The organism is Alteromonas sp. ABV2_168 (assembly GCF_056161165.1).
Genome location: NZ_JBSWYQ010000003.1, coordinates 414,586 through 430,263, shown reverse-complemented (window position 1 = coordinate 430,263; position 15,678 = coordinate 414,586). Strand labels below are relative to the sequence as shown.

Sequence of the window (15,678 nt, the reverse complement as noted above, 5' to 3'; positions counted from 1 at the left end):
CAAAGTGTGTGAGGAAAAAGAAAGCAAACCGGTAAGCATGATCTTACCGGTTTGTTGATATGAATTAAGATTTTGACGCCTGATAGATAGACTCAATGGCAGCATCCAACGTACTGTCGAACTCTTCCTGCGACTGCTGAGCGCTTACACCCTCGGTTAATGCACGGGAGAACGAGGCGATGATACCCGGGTTTTCTGCCAGTTTTGCATTCGCTTCATCACGGGTATAACCCCCTGACAATGCCACCACTTTAATCACTTTAGGATGATCAACCAGTTCCTTGTAGAAGTTATCCTGAGTTGGCAAGGTAAGTTTCAGCATCACTTCCTGGCCTTCATTCAACAGGTTCAGCTGCGTCATGATTTCCAGTTTAAGCAATGCTTCTGCTTCCGCCTTCTCAGGGCTGTTGATATCGACTTCCGGTTCGATGATAGGCACAAGACCTGCAGCCAGAATCTGCTTACCCACTTCAAACTGTTGCTCAACGATGGCTTTGATACCTTCATGATTAGCCAGCTTGACCACTGAACGCATCTTGGTACCGAATACGTCCTGCGCCACGGCTTTAGCAAGCAGGGTATCCAGGGTAGGAATAGGCTTCATCAGTTGAACACCGTTTGCCTCATCCTCAAGTCCCTTGTCTACCTTGAGGAAAGGAACCACACGCTTTTTCTCCCACAGGAATTTTGCCGAAGGCATGCCTTCGATATCCCTGTCGAGGGTGTTTTCAAACAGAATGGCACCCAGAACGCGTTCACCACTGAACACATCGCTGGTAATAATGCGGGTTCGCATGGCATGTACCATGTCGAACATTTCTTCGTCTGTGCTGTAAGCAGACGGATCGATCCCATAAAGTTTCAGAGCTTTAGGTGTACTGCCTCCGCTTTGATCGAGGGCTGCAATGAAACCTTTTTGGACTTTAATTTTATCCAGCATAGCCTGCTGCGCTTGTGATGCCATGAGCAACACTCCTTTTTATGTGCCGCGTGTAAAAACGGCTGTAGGGTTTATAATAATGCCGGCAAACGTCACTGTTCGCCGGACAAGTTGAGTAACGAATTTCGTTACACGAGCGCTGTTTTTATTATTGGTTTTTTTCTTCTAAAACAGCGACCGCTGGCAGGGTTTTGCCTTCCAGGAACTCAAGGAAAGCACCACCGCCGGTAGAGATGTAAGATATCTTATCTGCGATATCATACTTATCTACTGCAGCTAACGTGTCACCGCCACCTGCAATAGAGAATGCGTCACTGTCTGCAATAGCATGCGCTAACGCTTTTGTGCCTGCGGCGAATTGATCAAATTCAAAAACACCTACAGGACCGTTCCAGACAATTGTGCCCGCATTTTTCAAAATTGTTTCTAATGCCGCCGACGAATCAGGACCGATATCAAACACCATATCGTCATTGCCGATTTGATCCACTGCCTTTAATGTGGCCGGCGTGGTCTCAGAGAACTCAGTACCGGTGACTACGTCGGTAGGTACCGGAATATCACCGCCATTTGCCTGCGCCTGTGCAATGAGCTCTTTCGCTTCATCTACAAGATCCATTTCAACCAGTGATTTACCCACATTGTGGCCCTGAGCAGCAATGAACGTATTGGCGATACCACCACCAACAATAAGCTGGTCCACTTTCTCTGCCAGCGTTTTCAGCACAGTGAGCTTAGTTGATACCTTTGAACCGCCCACAATAGCAACCATCGGACGCTTAGGGTTATCCAGTGCTTTACCCAATGCATCGAGTTCAGCTGCAAGCAGCGGGCCAGCACACGCTTTCGGAGCAAATTTTGCGACACCATGTGTCGACGCCTGGGCACGGTGAGCTGTACCGAATGCATCCATGACAAAGATGTCGCACAACGCAGCGTATTGTTTTGACAGGGTTTCGTCGTCTTTCTTTTCGCCTTTATTAAAACGAACGTTTTCCAGAATAACCAGTTCGCCCGGCTTCACATCAACACCGTTCAGATAGTCTTTAACCAACGACACTGACACGTCCAGTGCACCATTTAAGTAATCCACGACTGGTTGCAGTGAATATTCTTCTTCGTATTTACCTTCTTCAGGACGACCCAGGTGAGACATCACCATTACCGCTGCGCCGGCTTCCAGAGCAGCTTTGATTGTAGGGATAGATGCTTTGATACGCGCATCTGACGTAACTTTACCGTCTTTTACCGGTACGTTGAGATCCTGACGGATCAACACGCGCTGACCGTTCAGCGCTAAATCCTGCATGCTTGGAATTGCCATAGTTTTCCCTTAAAAACTGAAGTTAATTTCCTCAACACCCCGACTGGTACATAGCCAGCGTGGTATCAATCATTCGATTTGCAAAACCCCATTCATTGTCACACCACACCAGCGTTTTCACCAGTTGACGGTGACTTACCCGGGTTTGCGTACCATCAACAATGCATGAATGAGGATCGTGATTAAAATCTACTGAGACTAACGGCGCTTCCGAATAACCCAATATACCGGAAAGTCGCCCTTCACGCGCTTTTTTCAGTGCACTGTTCACATCAGTGATGTTCACTTCGGTGTCCAGCGTGACACTTAAATCCATGGCCGTCACATTGACTGTGGGTACCCGCACCGCAATGGCTTCAAACTTACCTGCAAACTTTGGCAGAATACGTTCGATGCCGGCGGCCAACCGGGTGTCGACAGGAATGATAGACTGACTGGCAGCTCTGGCACGACGGAGATCTTTGTTATAGGCATCAATCACCTGCTGATCATGCATTGACGCATGTATGGTAGTGATAGTGCCGCTTAATACGCCGAAAGCATTATCCAGCGCCTGGATGACAGGAACAATACAGTTCGTGGTGCACGAGCCGTTAGATACCAGTTTGTGTTCAGGTAACAACGACTCTTCGTTGGTGCCAAAAATGATGGTGTTGTCTAAATCGGTGCTGCCGGGCTGTGAAAAGAGCACTTTGCCGGCACCGGCATCAAGGTGGGCCTGACCGGCCTGCCGGTCAGAAAATACACCGGTACATTCGAGCACAATATCCACCCCCAGAGAGTCCCAGGGGAGGTTGTGAATATCTGGTTCAGCCAACAGGCGGATACTGTCACCCGCCACCATTAACTGTTCGTCTTGTAGCGCCACATCAAACCCGAACCGACCATGCGTGGTGTCGTATTTGAGCAGATGGGCTATGCCTTGAGGTTCTGCCAGGTCGTTAATCGCAACTACTTTAATCAATTGATTGCGCCCTGTTTCATACAGGGCGCGCAGTACGTTACGACCAATGCGGCCAAACCCATTTATGGCTACACGGACCATAAAAAACCGCCTGTTGTCGAACTATTATAAAGACAACGCTGCCTCAACAACGGCATCTGTTGTAATGCCGAAGTGTTTGAACAGTTCTCCTGCCGGACCGGATTCACCAAAGGTGTCCATGCCCACAATTGCGCCGCCGAAACCTGTGTATTTATACCAGGAATCTTTCGCTAATGCTTCAACTGCAACTCGCTTAGTAACACTTGAAGGCAGAACTGCTTCACGATATTCAGCATCCTGACGGTCAAACGCATCAGTACAAGGCATAGAAACCACACGGGCTTTAACGCCCTTCTCAGCCAGTTGCTCGCTGGCAGCGACAGCCAGTTGCACTTCAGAGCCTGTGCCGATTAGCAGTACATCTGGTGTACCGTCAGTATCTTTCAGGATATAACCACCTTTAGCGATGTCAGCAACCTGCTCAGCAGAGCGCGCTTGCTGCGGTAACCCCTGACGGGTAAAAATTAAGGTGGTAGGACCTTCGGTACGTAAAATTGCTTCTTTCCAGGCAACCGCAGACTCAACCTGGTCACAAGGCCGCCAGTTGTCAAGGTTAGGCGTAGAGCGTAATGCCACCAGTTGCTCAACCGGCTGGTGCGTAGGACCATCTTCACCCAGACCAATAGAATCGTGGGTATAAACAAAGATAGACGGCGCTTTCATCAGCGCGGCCATACGCACTGCGTTGCGTGCATATTCCATAAACATCAGGAAGGTAGCGCCGTACGCTTTAAAACCGCCATGCAGGGTAATGCCGTTCATCATTGCCGACATACCGAACTCACGCACACCGTAGTAGATGTAGTTACCGGACGCGTCTTTCGCATCAACGCCTTTTGAGCCTGACCAGATTGTCAGGTTAGAACCGGCAAGGTCAGCAGAACCGCCCAGCAATTCAGGCAGTAACGGACCAAATGCATTCAGTGCATTCTGCGATGCTTTACGGGTTGCCGGAGCATCAGGATTAGCCTGCAGTTTCGCAATGTAAGCATCCGCTTTTTCAACGAAGTTAGCCGGTACATCACCATTTACACGGCGGCTGAATTCTGCTGCCAGTTCAGGGAACGCTTTTTCATAGGCTGCAAACGCTTCGTTCCAGTTCGCTTCTGCTGCACTGCCCTTCTCTTTGCCATCCCACTCAGCGTAAATATCCTGTGGTACTTCGAAGGCACCGTGGGTCCAGCCAAGTTCTTTGCGGGTTAATGCAATTTCGTCATCACCCAGCGGAGCGCCGTGACAATCTTCTTTACCTTGCTTGTTAGGGGAACCAAAACCGATAATGGTTTTGCAGCAGATTAGTGTAGGCTGTGTGGTATTCGCGCGGGCTTCATCAACCGCTTTACGGATTTGATCAGGGTTGTGACCATCAACACCGGCAATGACATGCCAGCCGTATGATTCGAAACGCTTCACGGTATCGTCGGTGAACCATCCCTCAACTTCACCGTCGATAGAGATGCCGTTGTCATCGTAGAACGCTACCAGCTTGCCAAGACCTAATGTGCCGGCTAACGAGCATACTTCATGAGAAATACCTTCCATCAGGCAGCCGTCACCCAGGAACGTGTAGGTATAATGGTCGACGATATCGTGGCCGTCCTGATTAAACTGTGCAGCCAGCACTTTCTCTGCCAGCGCCATACCTACGGCGTTGCTGATCCCTTGTCCCAGCGGACCGGTGGTGGTTTCAACACCCGGCGCATAGCCATATTCAGGGTGACCCGGGGTTTTAGAATGTAACTGACGGAAATTTTTCAGCTCTTCTAACGGCAGATCATAACCCGTGAGATGCAGCAATGAATAAAGCAGCATAGAGCCGTGACCGTTTGAAAGCACAAAACGGTCGCGGTTCGCCCAGTTGGGATTAGACGGGTTATGAGAAAGATAATCGCACCACAAAACCTGTGCGATATCCGCCATACCCATAGGGGCGCCCGGGTGGCCTGATTTGGCTTGCTGAACTGCATCCATGCTAAGTGCGCGGATAGCGTTGGCAAGTTCACGACGAGTTGGCATGCTAACTCCTTTAATAATTTGCTTAAAACTTTGACACTGACAACCCGGAGATTAATCCGGAAACGGATAGGAATTCCTGCTGCCGACTATGAATTTTCAAACTGGCGACTATTCTTACCTAAGCGCATAACCAGTTCAATGTGTTTTATACCGGGTGCACTTATCGAATTTAGTTAACTTATAACAATTATTCGGATAGTCGTTGCGCAAAACAGGTTCTCTGCTGACAGAAATCGTTTTTCGTCTTACTCACGTAATAACGAACCGGACTGTCAACGAAACGTAACAAATAGACTTTTAGACGTCCAGAAGTAAAGATGGTATTTTCATACGAACCCGGTACAATGCTGTTCATCGTCCGGGACGACAGAATATACCCGGGGGCGAACGAATATACCCAACCAGCCAGTCACTTAAGCTTATGATAGTGATGTATTGGTTAACCCAGAAATAACGGAGGATTTATGGCCGCACATTTATTCACATCGGAATCAGTCTCAGAAGGACATCCGGATAAAATTGCCGACCAGATTTCAGATGCTGTGCTTGACGCCATATTAGAACAGGATCCCAAAGCACGGGTTGCCTGCGAAACGTATGTAAAAACCGGTATGGTACTGGTAGGTGGTGAGATCACCACATCCGCCTGGGTCGATATTGAAGAATTGACCCGTCAGACGGTAAAAGAAATTGGTTACAACCACTCAGATGTAGGCTTTGATGCTGACTCCTGTGCTGTGCTGAATGCGATTGGTAAGCAATCTCCTGACATTAATCAGGGTGTTGACCGTGCCCGCCCTGAAGAACAGGGTGCCGGTGACCAGGGTCTGATGTTCGGCTATGCCAGTGACGAAACTGACGTATTAATGCCGGCACCGATCACCTATGCACACCGCCTGGTGCAAAAGCAGGCCGAAGTGAGAAAGTCCGGTCAGCTTGATTTCCTGCGCCCTGATGCAAAAAGTCAGGTGACTTTTATTTATGAGAACGACAAACCGGTGGGTATTGATGCCGTTGTTCTGTCTACTCAGCACAATGAAAAGGTCACCACAGAGCAACTTCGCGAAGCCGTTATGGAAGAAGTGATTAAGCCTGTACTGCCTTCGGAATGGCTGACCAAAAACACTCAATTCCACATTAACCCGACTGGTCGTTTTGTTATCGGCGGACCAATGGGTGACTGTGGTTTGACTGGCCGTAAAATTATTGTAGATACCTACGGCGGTATGGCCCGTCACGGTGGAGGTGCATTCTCCGGTAAAGATCCATCAAAAGTAGACCGCTCGGCGGCATACGCAGGTCGTTATGTGGCGAAGAATATCGTTGCAGCCGGTCTGGCGAAGCGTTGCGAAATTCAGGTGTCTTACGCTATCGGGGTAGCAGAGCCAACATCTATCAGTATCGAAACGTTTGGTACAGGTGTGGTTGATGAGAAAACACTGGTGGCACTGGTACGTGAACACTTTGACTTACGTCCTTACGGCCTGATCAAGATGCTTGATCTGGAACGTCCGATTTACCGTCCAACGGCTGCATACGGCCACTTCGGCCGTGATGAATTCCCATGGGAAGCCACAGACAAAGCAGAAGCGCTTAAAGCCTCTGTATAAAGACAAAAATAAAAGGTAGGCGGCATGTTCCCACATGCCGCTTTTTTTAATTTAAATTATTTTAAAAATAATTACATTTTCTCACTGGGATAATCATCCAAACCAACTACACTTAAGTATAAATCGCATTGCCTGCCCGATAATCAATCCCTAACTGAGCTGCAGACTCAGGCACACACATAGGAACCATGCCATGAAATACTTCTGGCTAGTGAGTTGTCTGACTTTATTAAGTACGCTGTGTCATGCAGGCGGCAGTGTGCTTTCTGATACGAAAAGAAGTCAGCCAGTATACGTTGCCTCCCCCTATCAGTCTGAAATTTCATTTCGCAGTCAGCGCCTGCCGGCCTGGCGATTTGGGGTGCGCTACAACCGCGAGCTGCCTTATCACGACCAGTGGGTTGACAAGATCAGTACATATCACTCAGTAGACTCCGTGAGGGTCTCGGCCAGCCGCTCTTTGTTAAAAGACTCCAGTCAACGCATATTCGCAGCGCTGCAAACCAGTAACGATCAACAGGCCGCCTATTCTGACTGGCTTTATCTGCCTTACAACGCAGGCACCGCCGCCAGCGTTGGCTGGCAAATCGGAGAATTAAATTCGGTGAAAATGGCAGTGGAGTACCAGTACAGGGAAGTAAGTGATAAAGACATCAATTCATTGTTGCTCGGTGTTCAGTACTATTTCTGACCCTTACTAAGACAACGGGCTGCGTTAACCCAGCATAAAATCCACAATGCTTTCGCAATGAATTTCAGTGGTATCCAGTACCGGAATACTGACATCTCCGGCCTTTATCAACATACCAATTTCCGTGCAGCCGAGAATGACAGCCTGCGCACCGTCTGCTGCCATTTGCTCAATAATTTGCTGATAAATCTCTTTTGAGGATGCCCGTGTTTCGCCTTTGCACAGTTCATTATAAATGATGTCATGAATGACCTGCCGGCCGGCCATGTCCGGCGTCAGCACATTGATCCCGAAGTCTTGAAGGCGCTCAGTGTAAAAAGGCTGTTCCATGGTAAACCGGGTGCCTGTCAGAGCTGCTTTATTTATACCCCCGCGCCTGCACACACTGGCTGTCGCATCAGCAATATGGAGTAAGGGTATGTTCAGCGCCTTTTCTACTTCAGGAGCGACTTTGTGCATCGTATTAGTCGCAATAGCAACGCCGTCTGCGCCGCCGGCTTCCAGTTGTTTTGCTGCCTGAACCATCGCCCGGGTAAGTGCATCCCAGTTATTTTCATGCTGCCACTGGCTAATCTCTGCGAAATCCACGCTGTTCATTAATATGCGTGCGCTGTGCAGCCCACCCAGACGTTGCTTCACATAGCTGTTGATCAGGCGGTAATACGTTGCCGATGATTCCCAGCTCATGCCACCGATAATACCAATCTGCTTCATTGAAGTTCCTTGTCCGTATTATCTTGCCAGTACCGGCATCGGCATGGATGCTGTAGTCATGAAGGTTTGCTGGATGAGCTCCGCATCTACACTGGCACGATGGCGTTTAACACACTGCTGATTGACCAGAGACTGTTTCACTTCATGCCAGTGTTGCATCTGGTTTTCAGATAACAGGTATTCCAGCGCTGTCAGCTTAAAGTTCATCTCTATACCAGCTTCTGCATAGAGTTTTATCAGCCAGGGATAATCCACTACCCAGCCGTCCGAATAAGCGGTACTGTTTTGCATGAAGGCATTGAGCTGAATGCACACTTCCCTGCCGTCAATACCGTATTGGGAAAGCACATCACGGGTTATGCCGTGTAAAGATTCGGCCTCGCTGTTCCAGTGCGTCCATCTCTTATAGGGTTTTATCAAACGGCAAAAACGCGCACCATCAGAACGCTTCACACCGATTTCGATGGGAAAACTGCCGCTGCCGAATCCGCTGGCTTCGACATCCAAAATGGTAGGAGGATAATGATTTTGCACGCTAATTTTGATTTATTTGTTATACGTTAAAACTAAGTCTCTATCCTGAAAGGTGCAAGTTTTTATTCTGATAAATTCCACCATCCTTTGTCTAATTGCAGAATCACATGCAAATACTAATATAATCCCGAACCCTTTTTAAACAACCGTTTTCCTTTACGTTTCCGTGACTGAATATGACCAGATTTCTATTAATCTTTCTGCTTACTCTGACAGGTGCCGGCAGCGAGGCCGTGGCACAGGAAAAAGCGCAGCTGGTACTGGCACTCGATGCCGATCTCAGTGCTGTTGCCGTGGAAGGCGGAACCGCGATACGCCGGGGAATGGAAATTGCCATCTCAGAAGTCAACGACAATGGCGGCGTTCTTGGTCACCAGCTCTCACTGGTCACAACGGATCACCGTGGTAACCCGGCCCGCGGCGTATATAACGTTGAACAACTGGCAAAGCGGCAGAATTTACTGGCTATCTTTGGTGGCGTACACACACCGGTAGCCCTGGCCGAGCTGGATGCTGTGCATAAGAACAATATGCTGTTCCTGAGCCCCTGGGCCGCTGGTACATCACTGGTCGATAATCATTACACGCCAAACAACGTTTTTCGTGTCTCCATCCGTGATGAGCAGGCAGGGGAAGTTCTGATAAAGACAGCCAGAGAACGGGGAGTTAAAGAAATTGCCCTGGTACTTGAGCGTACAGGCTGGGGTCGTTCAAATTTAACATCATTATCCAAAGCGGCTGAACAACAGGGCCTGAAAATCGTGAGCACACAATGGATAAACTGGCGGCAGACAGATTTTACTAATGAGATGTCGGCGATTATCCAGTCTGGTGCACGGGCTATTATTCTTGTATCTAATGCGCCTGAAGCTGCTGTTGTCAGCAAAACTCTGCTCAAACTGGAAGCAGCAGAAATGCCGATAATTGCTCACTGGGGTCTGGCAGGTGGGGATTTTGTCGCGGAAATAGGCCTGACAGATCTATCTAAACTCGATTTGTCTGTCATTCAAACTTTCAGCTTTTTATATCAGAACAATAGCCGCTCTGCTTATTTACTGAAAGCGTACCGCGAACGTTATGACGATATTGCTCCACAGGCAATTCCGGCTGTTGTGGGCCTTGCTCATAGCTATGATCTGGTCCATATTTTGATTGCTGCAGTGAAAAAAGCCGGCTCTGTTGAAGCTGATGCTGTTCGTCAGGCCCTTGAGAACTTGCCGGTGTTGCAAGGCGCAGTGAAACAATATGCGCCGGCGTTTACGGAAAATATGCATGATGCATTAATGGCGGAGGATTATTTTATGGCGATGTTTAACGAAGACGGACACCTTATCCCGGTTTCAGATATCCGGTGAGTACCCGCCCCTCGCTGTATACCCAGCTGCAGCAAACCATACTCCCACGGCTATTAGTCGCACTGATTGCTGTCAGCATAATCTTGTGCCTGTGTATTTTTTATGTGGTACAGAAGCAGGTGGCGAATGAACAGCAAACCTATATCTCACACCTTAAGGCAGATCTCACATTCACCCTCGACAGCACGCAACAGCTAATGGAGGGTATCGCGGCTAACGACCTGCTGATAAACAGTTTTATTGATATTCAGCAGCGGCAGAATTATCTGCCCATCTTTTTTGAGTCTTTGCGCTTTACCCGTGCCCGATCTTTCAGTCTCGGATTGTTTCAGTTTAATGGTGAACCGCTCATCACAAACAACTGGGAAGGTCAGGTGCCGGCATCGATGGCCAGCGCGTGGCAGGAAACGGTACTGAACGAATCGAAACCTTACAATAATATTTCCGGTGACGGCGCAATTATCGCGGTACCAGTATTACTTGCGGATTCAGCAGAAGGTGCACTGGTACTCCATATTCCGGCTCTGCAAGCATTAATTTATCAACGGGACAGTGATGCAAGCCAGTTAATTCTCGACAATGAAGGGAAGATCCTTTATTCAAATAAACCGGCGATGTTCAGACCAGGCAGTCTATTTGACCATGCAGCCTATTCCGGTTGGGAGTCTGAATCAGAGCAATGGCGTGGACTGACTCTTATCAGTCAGGCGCCGGCACTGGAAGCTTACTCTAATGTACTCTGGTTAATTCCGGCAATTTTGATCACCCTGGCCTTTGCAGTGATCGTGAGTGTTTACGCATCCAGTCATGCTGCAAAACTGAGCGCAGTGACCCTGCGCCAGCTTCACGATGATATTCAGCGCAGTACCAGCAGGAAGAAAGGAGGAACCAGCACCGGCAGTGAAAATGAACCTGCAGAACTTAACGAGATCCGGACAGCGTTCAATCAATTAATCATCAATTTATCTACTATCTCCCTGTCCAACAAACAATTTTCGAATGTGCTGGATTCACTGGAAGAGATCCTGGTTGTGCAGGACGAAACCGGTGACAACATTCTGGCGAACCGTGCTTATAAGCGATACGCCCTTTATTATGATTTGTCAGACAACACCCTCAGAGATATAAAAGGCGACTTATCCGGTGATAAACAGTCTCTTACCGGCCATTATGCCTCTTTAAATGACAAGAAGCCGGTCACTTTAAGCTGGCGGGTGCTTCCTCTGATAGACGATGAGCGTAAGCAGGTTGGCAGTATTCTGGTGGGCAATGACCTGACTCAGCGGCGGGTGCTGGAAAATCAGATAAATGTAATCAGTCATGCCATGAAATCTGCCACAGTGTCGATACTCATTGTCGATGCTCAGGAAGCGGGCTTCCCTGCCATCTACGTTAATCCTCATTTTAGTCTGATCACCGGCTTTGATGAAGATGAGGTCATGGGCCAGACGTTCCTGATGTTAAATCAGATGAAAGCTGAAACAAGTCAGCTGCATAAAATTAAATATGCCCTCCGACATGGTCATGCCTTTGACGAAATGCTGATTTGTCATAAGAAAGACGGTTCTGTTTTCTACAACCAGTTGATCCTGACACCCGTCTACACTGAGGATAAGCTAACGCATTTCGTGGCTTTCTTTCAGGATGTTACAGACCGTGAGCGAACAAGGCAGTATCTTGAAGACGCCCGCTTAAAGGCAGAAGAATCTGCCCGTTTGAAATCCGGCTTCCTTGCCAGCATGAGTCATGAAGTCCGCACCCCGCTGCATGGTGTATCAGGTGCACTGCAACTGGTGAATAAAACACCGCTGGACAGTACACAGAGACGCTATGTCGATTTGGCAAAGGACAGTCTTAAGAACTTGCAGCACATTGTGGACGACATACTCGATTTCTCGAAAATCGAGGCGGGTCAGCTCAATCTTGAAGCCATTCCGTTTAATCTGGAACTGCTGATAAAAACCATTTACGACCAGTTCTGTATCAGTTGTGGTGAGAAAGGACTGACACTGAAACTGGAAAGCGATCTGAATGGTCAGACTATGGTCACCGGCGATCCGGTAAGATTACGACAGGTACTGGGTAACCTGCTAAGCAATGCAGTGAAATTTACATCAGAAGGTACCATTACTCTGCGCATTGCTCTGACTGTTGGTGACAAACAGAAATGGGCGTTACGGGGAGATGTCGAAGATACCGGCATAGGTATTGCACCTGAGAATCTGGACAGCATCTTTGAAGTATTCAGCCAGGAAGACGTGTCCACAACCCGTAAATTTGGTGGTACCGGGCTTGGGTTATCCATCAGCAGGCAGTTATGTCAGTTGATGGGCGGAGATTTAACCGTCACCAGCGAGAAGGGCCGTGGCAGCTGTTTCAGCTTTGTGATGCTTCAGGGTAATGCTGAAGATACACAACCGGCACAAAGCCACAACGACTCTAAGGCCCCTGCCCCTCTGCTTCCGGCTAAAGACTTCTGCGCCAAAATTCTCATCGTCGAAGACAATGAAATAAACCAGCTTATTGCCAGAGAACACCTGAGCCAGCATAAAACCATGACAGCCCGCAACGGTAAAGAAGCGCTGGAAGCGTTGAACAGAATGAAGCTGACTTTTGATGTGATCCTGATGGATTGTCACATGCCGGAAATGGACGGATTTGAAACAACCCGGCGTATTCGCGCCGGAGACGCCGGCGAGAAATACCTGAATGTACCGGTCATTGCCCTTACCGCTAATGCCATGAAGGGTGACAAAGAACGCTGTGAAGCAGCCGGGATGGACGATTACATAAGCAAACCTTTTTCCGCAGAAGACTTACTGAGTGCTGTTGCACGGATGTGCTGAAGGTTAGCTGTTTTATCCACGTTCAGGTCATGAAAACTGCTGAACACTTTCTCAGAGACAAACAAGGCCGGAATTTCCGGCCTTTGCTACACTTTCAAAGCGTTTTAAAATGCCGCTTTCACGTTTATCGCGGCTGTTCTCGGTGCACCAATCCAGCCTGCACCGGCGACTACTGTGCCCAGATAGCTCTCGTCAAACAGGTTATTAACCGTTAAGCGTACATCCAGTGATTTAATGCCACTTGCCACATTGTCCAGCACGACACCTGCGTAGAAGTCGCTGACCACATACTCCTCAACTTCTGTCAGATTCGCCTGGTCCATAAACCGGGGGCCCACATACTTTGTGCTCAGACCGGCAATGTAATTGCTTTTCGCATAGTCCAGGCTAAGAACAGCCATGTCTTTTGCGGTGCCAAGAACAGTATTGCCTTCAATATCTTCGTAACGGGATTCTGCATATTCAGAATTGTTGTAGGTATACGATGCGTACACGCTCAGGTATTCCGTCGCCTGCCATTGTACGGATGCTTCAATACCGTCTGACTCAACACCACCGTCATTAACATAACCACCGGCACCTTCTTCAAGGAAATCGATCCCTTCAGACTGCTCGGCACTGACAAAACGAATGCGGTTATCAAATTTGATTGTGTAGTACGTCAGGCTGGCGTTAAGGCCCGGGGTTGAGTAGCGCACACCCAGGTCTATATTGTCTGCAGTTTCAGGCTCAATCACTGACAAGTCAGCGTCATCACGCTCAAGCACTGCATCTTTGATTGCTGCGTAGTTTTGCGCGAAGCCACCGAAGAATTCCAGGTTGTCAGCCAGAGGGGCAACAAAACCGGCAGAGAACAGCACATCAGAATCAGACGATACAGCCAGGTTGTTATTGGCATCAAACAAATCGTTTTTCTTTACGTCTACATTGAATTGCTTAGCACCAAGGCGTACTTTTGCCACGCCCAGGTCCAGCTCGTCTTCAAGGTAATACATGATGGTTTCAACCGGGAATTCACGGCTGTACTGCACCCAGTAAGGAATGTGGTCATAATAGAAACTGGTTTTCGAATCGATGATCTTGTGCCAGTCACGTGATTCTTCGCGGTTGTAATCTTCATACCACAAGCCTGCACGTAACACGTTGTCCATATCGCCAATCTGTGTATTCCAGATCATGTCAGCGTTGAAGCCGGTGCGTTCCTTTTTGTAATGCGTATGACGATAAGAGCCCACTGGCACTGCGCTGCTGTCGTAACAGGCAGGATCGTATTCGGCAGAACTGCCGCCGTAAGGGAATTTAAGCGAGCTGACACAGCCTGTTGCAGGCGATAACGCCGCGCCTTCAGGAGACACATAGAAAAGCTGACCTAACTGAGAACCGCCGTATACCGTGTTACCCGAAACCAGTTCAGAATTAGGCTGATTCAGCCCGTCGTCAGTTACATCAACCACGTAAGGAGGCAACCAGTCGCCCCGCCCTTCCTGATTGTGGTAATAAACGTTGGCACTGAAATCCACTGCGCCTACCGACATATCAGCTTTCAGATAGGTGAAAAAGTTCTCACGCAATGTTGACCATCCGCGGCGATATGCCTGATCCTGATAAGGCACACCCGACCAGTCACTGGTAAGCTGGTCCCATTCCGGGTTCTGGGCAAATTGTTCGTTGCCATAAATGCGCTGATAGTTGTCTTCGTGAGTATCGTCGTAAGAGACATAGCCGGTAAAATCGATACCACTCACATAGCTGATAACTTTGGCAGCAAAGTGGTCACGGGTATTTTCGGCCGCCTGATCCATCCAGTCTGAACTGTCCTGTGACGATACACTCACCCATGCGTAGGTGTCTTTTACCAGCTCTCCGGTTTCATAACGGGCATAGATTTTCTGACCTTCATATTCAGCCAGCGTACCACTCAGGATAAGACCTTCTTCTGTACCGGGGTTAATGGTTGTGAAGTTAAGCGTACCACCCAGTGCTTCGTTCGAACGGGAAGCGATATCAGCCGTTCCCTGAGACACCTCTACCGCCCGCAGGTTTTCTGTATCCATATAACGGTTGGCCTTCGAGCCGCCACCGTAGTTTGAATTACCGTTAGCGATACCGTCTACCGTCATACCGATTTGTTGCTGATCCAGATCCACCTGAAAACCACGAATGGAAATACTGGTAGACCAGTCATCGGCACCGAATGTATCGCCTTCGTTAATCAGGACACCCGGCAGGTTATCAATTGTCGCCAGCACGCTGGTCATCGCCGTTTGCTGCTGTTTCATGTTTTCGTCGGTGGCGTTGTTGGCATAAGACACGCTGCGGCCGATAACCTGAATTTCTTCAATAACTTCGCCATCACGTGACTCTGCAGCCATCTCTTCGGCAAACGCATTTGAGGTGCTTGCTGCGATTGCTGACAGTACAGACATCGCCAGTATATGCTTCTTACAAGTGAGAGTGTGTTTCATGTGTTTTCCTTGCGCTTATTCTTCTGATTAAAAGTGAATCGCGAAGAGCGTACGCAGGGAATATGACAAGGTTGTTTTGATTCGTTGACTGTTTGATTACGAAAACTTGACCTCCGGATCTGCAAGAAAGCTTCCTTC

The 15,678-nt window shown here is 48.6% G+C and carries 11 protein-coding genes; 4 read left to right on the top strand and 7 right to left on the bottom strand.

The window, feature by feature from the left end; translation table 11 throughout:
* Nucleotides 1-64: 64 nt before the first annotated feature.
* The 4 genes from ACXAH4_RS07465 to tkt all read right to left on the bottom strand — a co-directional run bounded on the left by ACXAH4_RS07465 (nucleotide 65) and on the right by tkt (nucleotide 5,325).
* Nucleotides 65-964, bottom strand: a complete 900-nt coding sequence (locus ACXAH4_RS07465; RefSeq protein ID WP_474881302.1) for a fructose bisphosphate aldolase — start codon at nucleotides 962-964, stop codon at nucleotides 65-67.
* 124 nt (nucleotides 965-1,088) lie between these two features.
* Nucleotides 1,089-2,264 carry a phosphoglycerate kinase gene (locus ACXAH4_RS07460; RefSeq protein WP_474881300.1) on the bottom strand — a complete coding sequence of 392 codons (1,176 nt, stop codon included), beginning with the start codon at nucleotides 2,262-2,264 and terminating at the stop codon, nucleotides 1,089-1,091.
* 31 nt (nucleotides 2,265-2,295) lie between these two features.
* A complete protein-coding gene (epd, locus tag ACXAH4_RS07455; protein WP_474881298.1) occupies nucleotides 2,296-3,309 on the bottom strand; it encodes an erythrose-4-phosphate dehydrogenase in 1,014 nt (337 codons plus the stop codon).
* Between the two features lie 24 nt (nucleotides 3,310-3,333).
* Complete coding sequence (gene tkt, locus ACXAH4_RS07450; protein ID WP_474881296.1) at nucleotides 3,334-5,325, bottom strand: transketolase; 1,992 nt, start codon at nucleotides 5,323-5,325, stop codon at nucleotides 3,334-3,336.
* A gap of 464 nt (nucleotides 5,326-5,789) precedes the next feature.
* On the opposite strand from tkt, the gene metK reads away from it, so the two are divergent.
* A complete protein-coding gene (gene metK / locus ACXAH4_RS07445) occupies nucleotides 5,790-6,935 on the top strand; it encodes a methionine adenosyltransferase (RefSeq protein WP_119500228.1) in 1,146 nt (381 codons plus the stop codon).
* A gap of 193 nt (nucleotides 6,936-7,128) precedes the next feature.
* Complete coding sequence (locus ACXAH4_RS07440; RefSeq protein ID WP_474844889.1) at nucleotides 7,129-7,626, top strand: hypothetical protein; 498 nt, start codon at nucleotides 7,129-7,131, stop codon at nucleotides 7,624-7,626.
* A gap of 24 nt (nucleotides 7,627-7,650) precedes the next feature.
* Here the strand turns inward: ACXAH4_RS07440 and ACXAH4_RS07435 are convergent, their stop codons facing one another.
* Together ACXAH4_RS07435 and ACXAH4_RS07430 are read right to left on the bottom strand one after the other, a co-directional pair.
* Complete coding sequence (locus ACXAH4_RS07435; protein WP_474844890.1) at nucleotides 7,651-8,340, bottom strand: aspartate/glutamate racemase family protein; 690 nt, start codon at nucleotides 8,338-8,340, stop codon at nucleotides 7,651-7,653.
* A gap of 18 nt (nucleotides 8,341-8,358) precedes the next feature.
* Nucleotides 8,359-8,874 carry a hypothetical protein gene (locus ACXAH4_RS07430; RefSeq protein ID WP_474844891.1) on the bottom strand — a complete coding sequence of 172 codons (516 nt, stop codon included), beginning with the start codon at nucleotides 8,872-8,874 and terminating at the stop codon, nucleotides 8,359-8,361.
* Nucleotides 8,875-9,050: 176 nt separating this feature from the next.
* On the opposite strand from ACXAH4_RS07430, the gene ACXAH4_RS07425 reads away from it, so the two are divergent.
* Nucleotides 9,051-10,229 carry an ABC transporter substrate-binding protein gene (locus ACXAH4_RS07425; RefSeq protein WP_474844892.1) on the top strand — a complete coding sequence of 393 codons (1,179 nt, stop codon included), beginning with the start codon at nucleotides 9,051-9,053 and terminating at the stop codon, nucleotides 10,227-10,229.
* Nucleotides 10,226-13,075, top strand: a complete 2,850-nt coding sequence (locus ACXAH4_RS07420) for an ATP-binding protein (protein ID WP_474844893.1) — start codon at nucleotides 10,226-10,228, stop codon at nucleotides 13,073-13,075. The genes ACXAH4_RS07425 and ACXAH4_RS07420 overlap by 4 nt, the downstream gene beginning before the upstream one ends.
* Before the next feature lie 104 nt (nucleotides 13,076-13,179).
* On the opposite strand, the gene ACXAH4_RS07415 is transcribed toward ACXAH4_RS07420, so the two are convergent.
* Nucleotides 13,180-15,540: a TonB-dependent receptor domain-containing protein gene (locus ACXAH4_RS07415; protein ID WP_474852460.1), complete on the bottom strand. Its 2,361-nt coding sequence runs from the start codon at nucleotides 15,538-15,540 to the stop codon at nucleotides 13,180-13,182.
* Nucleotides 15,541-15,678: the final 138 nt, after the last annotated feature.

Excerpts from the sequence above, each read along its gene's own strand:
- ACXAH4_RS07465 (WP_474881302.1), bottom strand. The coding sequence starts at position 964 with ATGGCATCACAAGCGCAGCAGGCTATGCTGGATAAAATTAAAGTCCAA.
- ACXAH4_RS07460 (WP_474881300.1), bottom strand. The coding sequence starts at position 2,264 with ATGGCAATTCCAAGCATGCAGGATTTAGCGCTGAACGGTCAGCGCGTG.
- epd (WP_474881298.1), bottom strand. The coding sequence starts at position 3,309 with ATGGTCCGTGTAGCCATAAATGGGTTTGGCCGCATTGGTCGTAACGTA.
- tkt (WP_474881296.1), bottom strand. The coding sequence starts at position 5,325 with ATGCCAACTCGTCGTGAACTTGCCAACGCTATCCGCGCACTTAGCATG.
- metK (WP_119500228.1), top strand. The coding sequence starts at position 5,790 with ATGGCCGCACATTTATTCACATCGGAATCAGTCTCAGAAGGACATCCG.
- ACXAH4_RS07440 (WP_474844889.1), top strand. The coding sequence starts at position 7,129 with ATGAAATACTTCTGGCTAGTGAGTTGTCTGACTTTATTAAGTACGCTG.
- ACXAH4_RS07435 (WP_474844890.1), bottom strand. The coding sequence starts at position 8,340 with ATGAAGCAGATTGGTATTATCGGTGGCATGAGCTGGGAATCATCGGCA.
- ACXAH4_RS07425 (WP_474844892.1), top strand. The coding sequence starts at position 9,051 with ATGACCAGATTTCTATTAATCTTTCTGCTTACTCTGACAGGTGCCGGC.
- ACXAH4_RS07415 (WP_474852460.1), bottom strand. The coding sequence starts at position 15,540 with ATGAAACACACTCTCACTTGTAAGAAGCATATACTGGCGATGTCTGTA.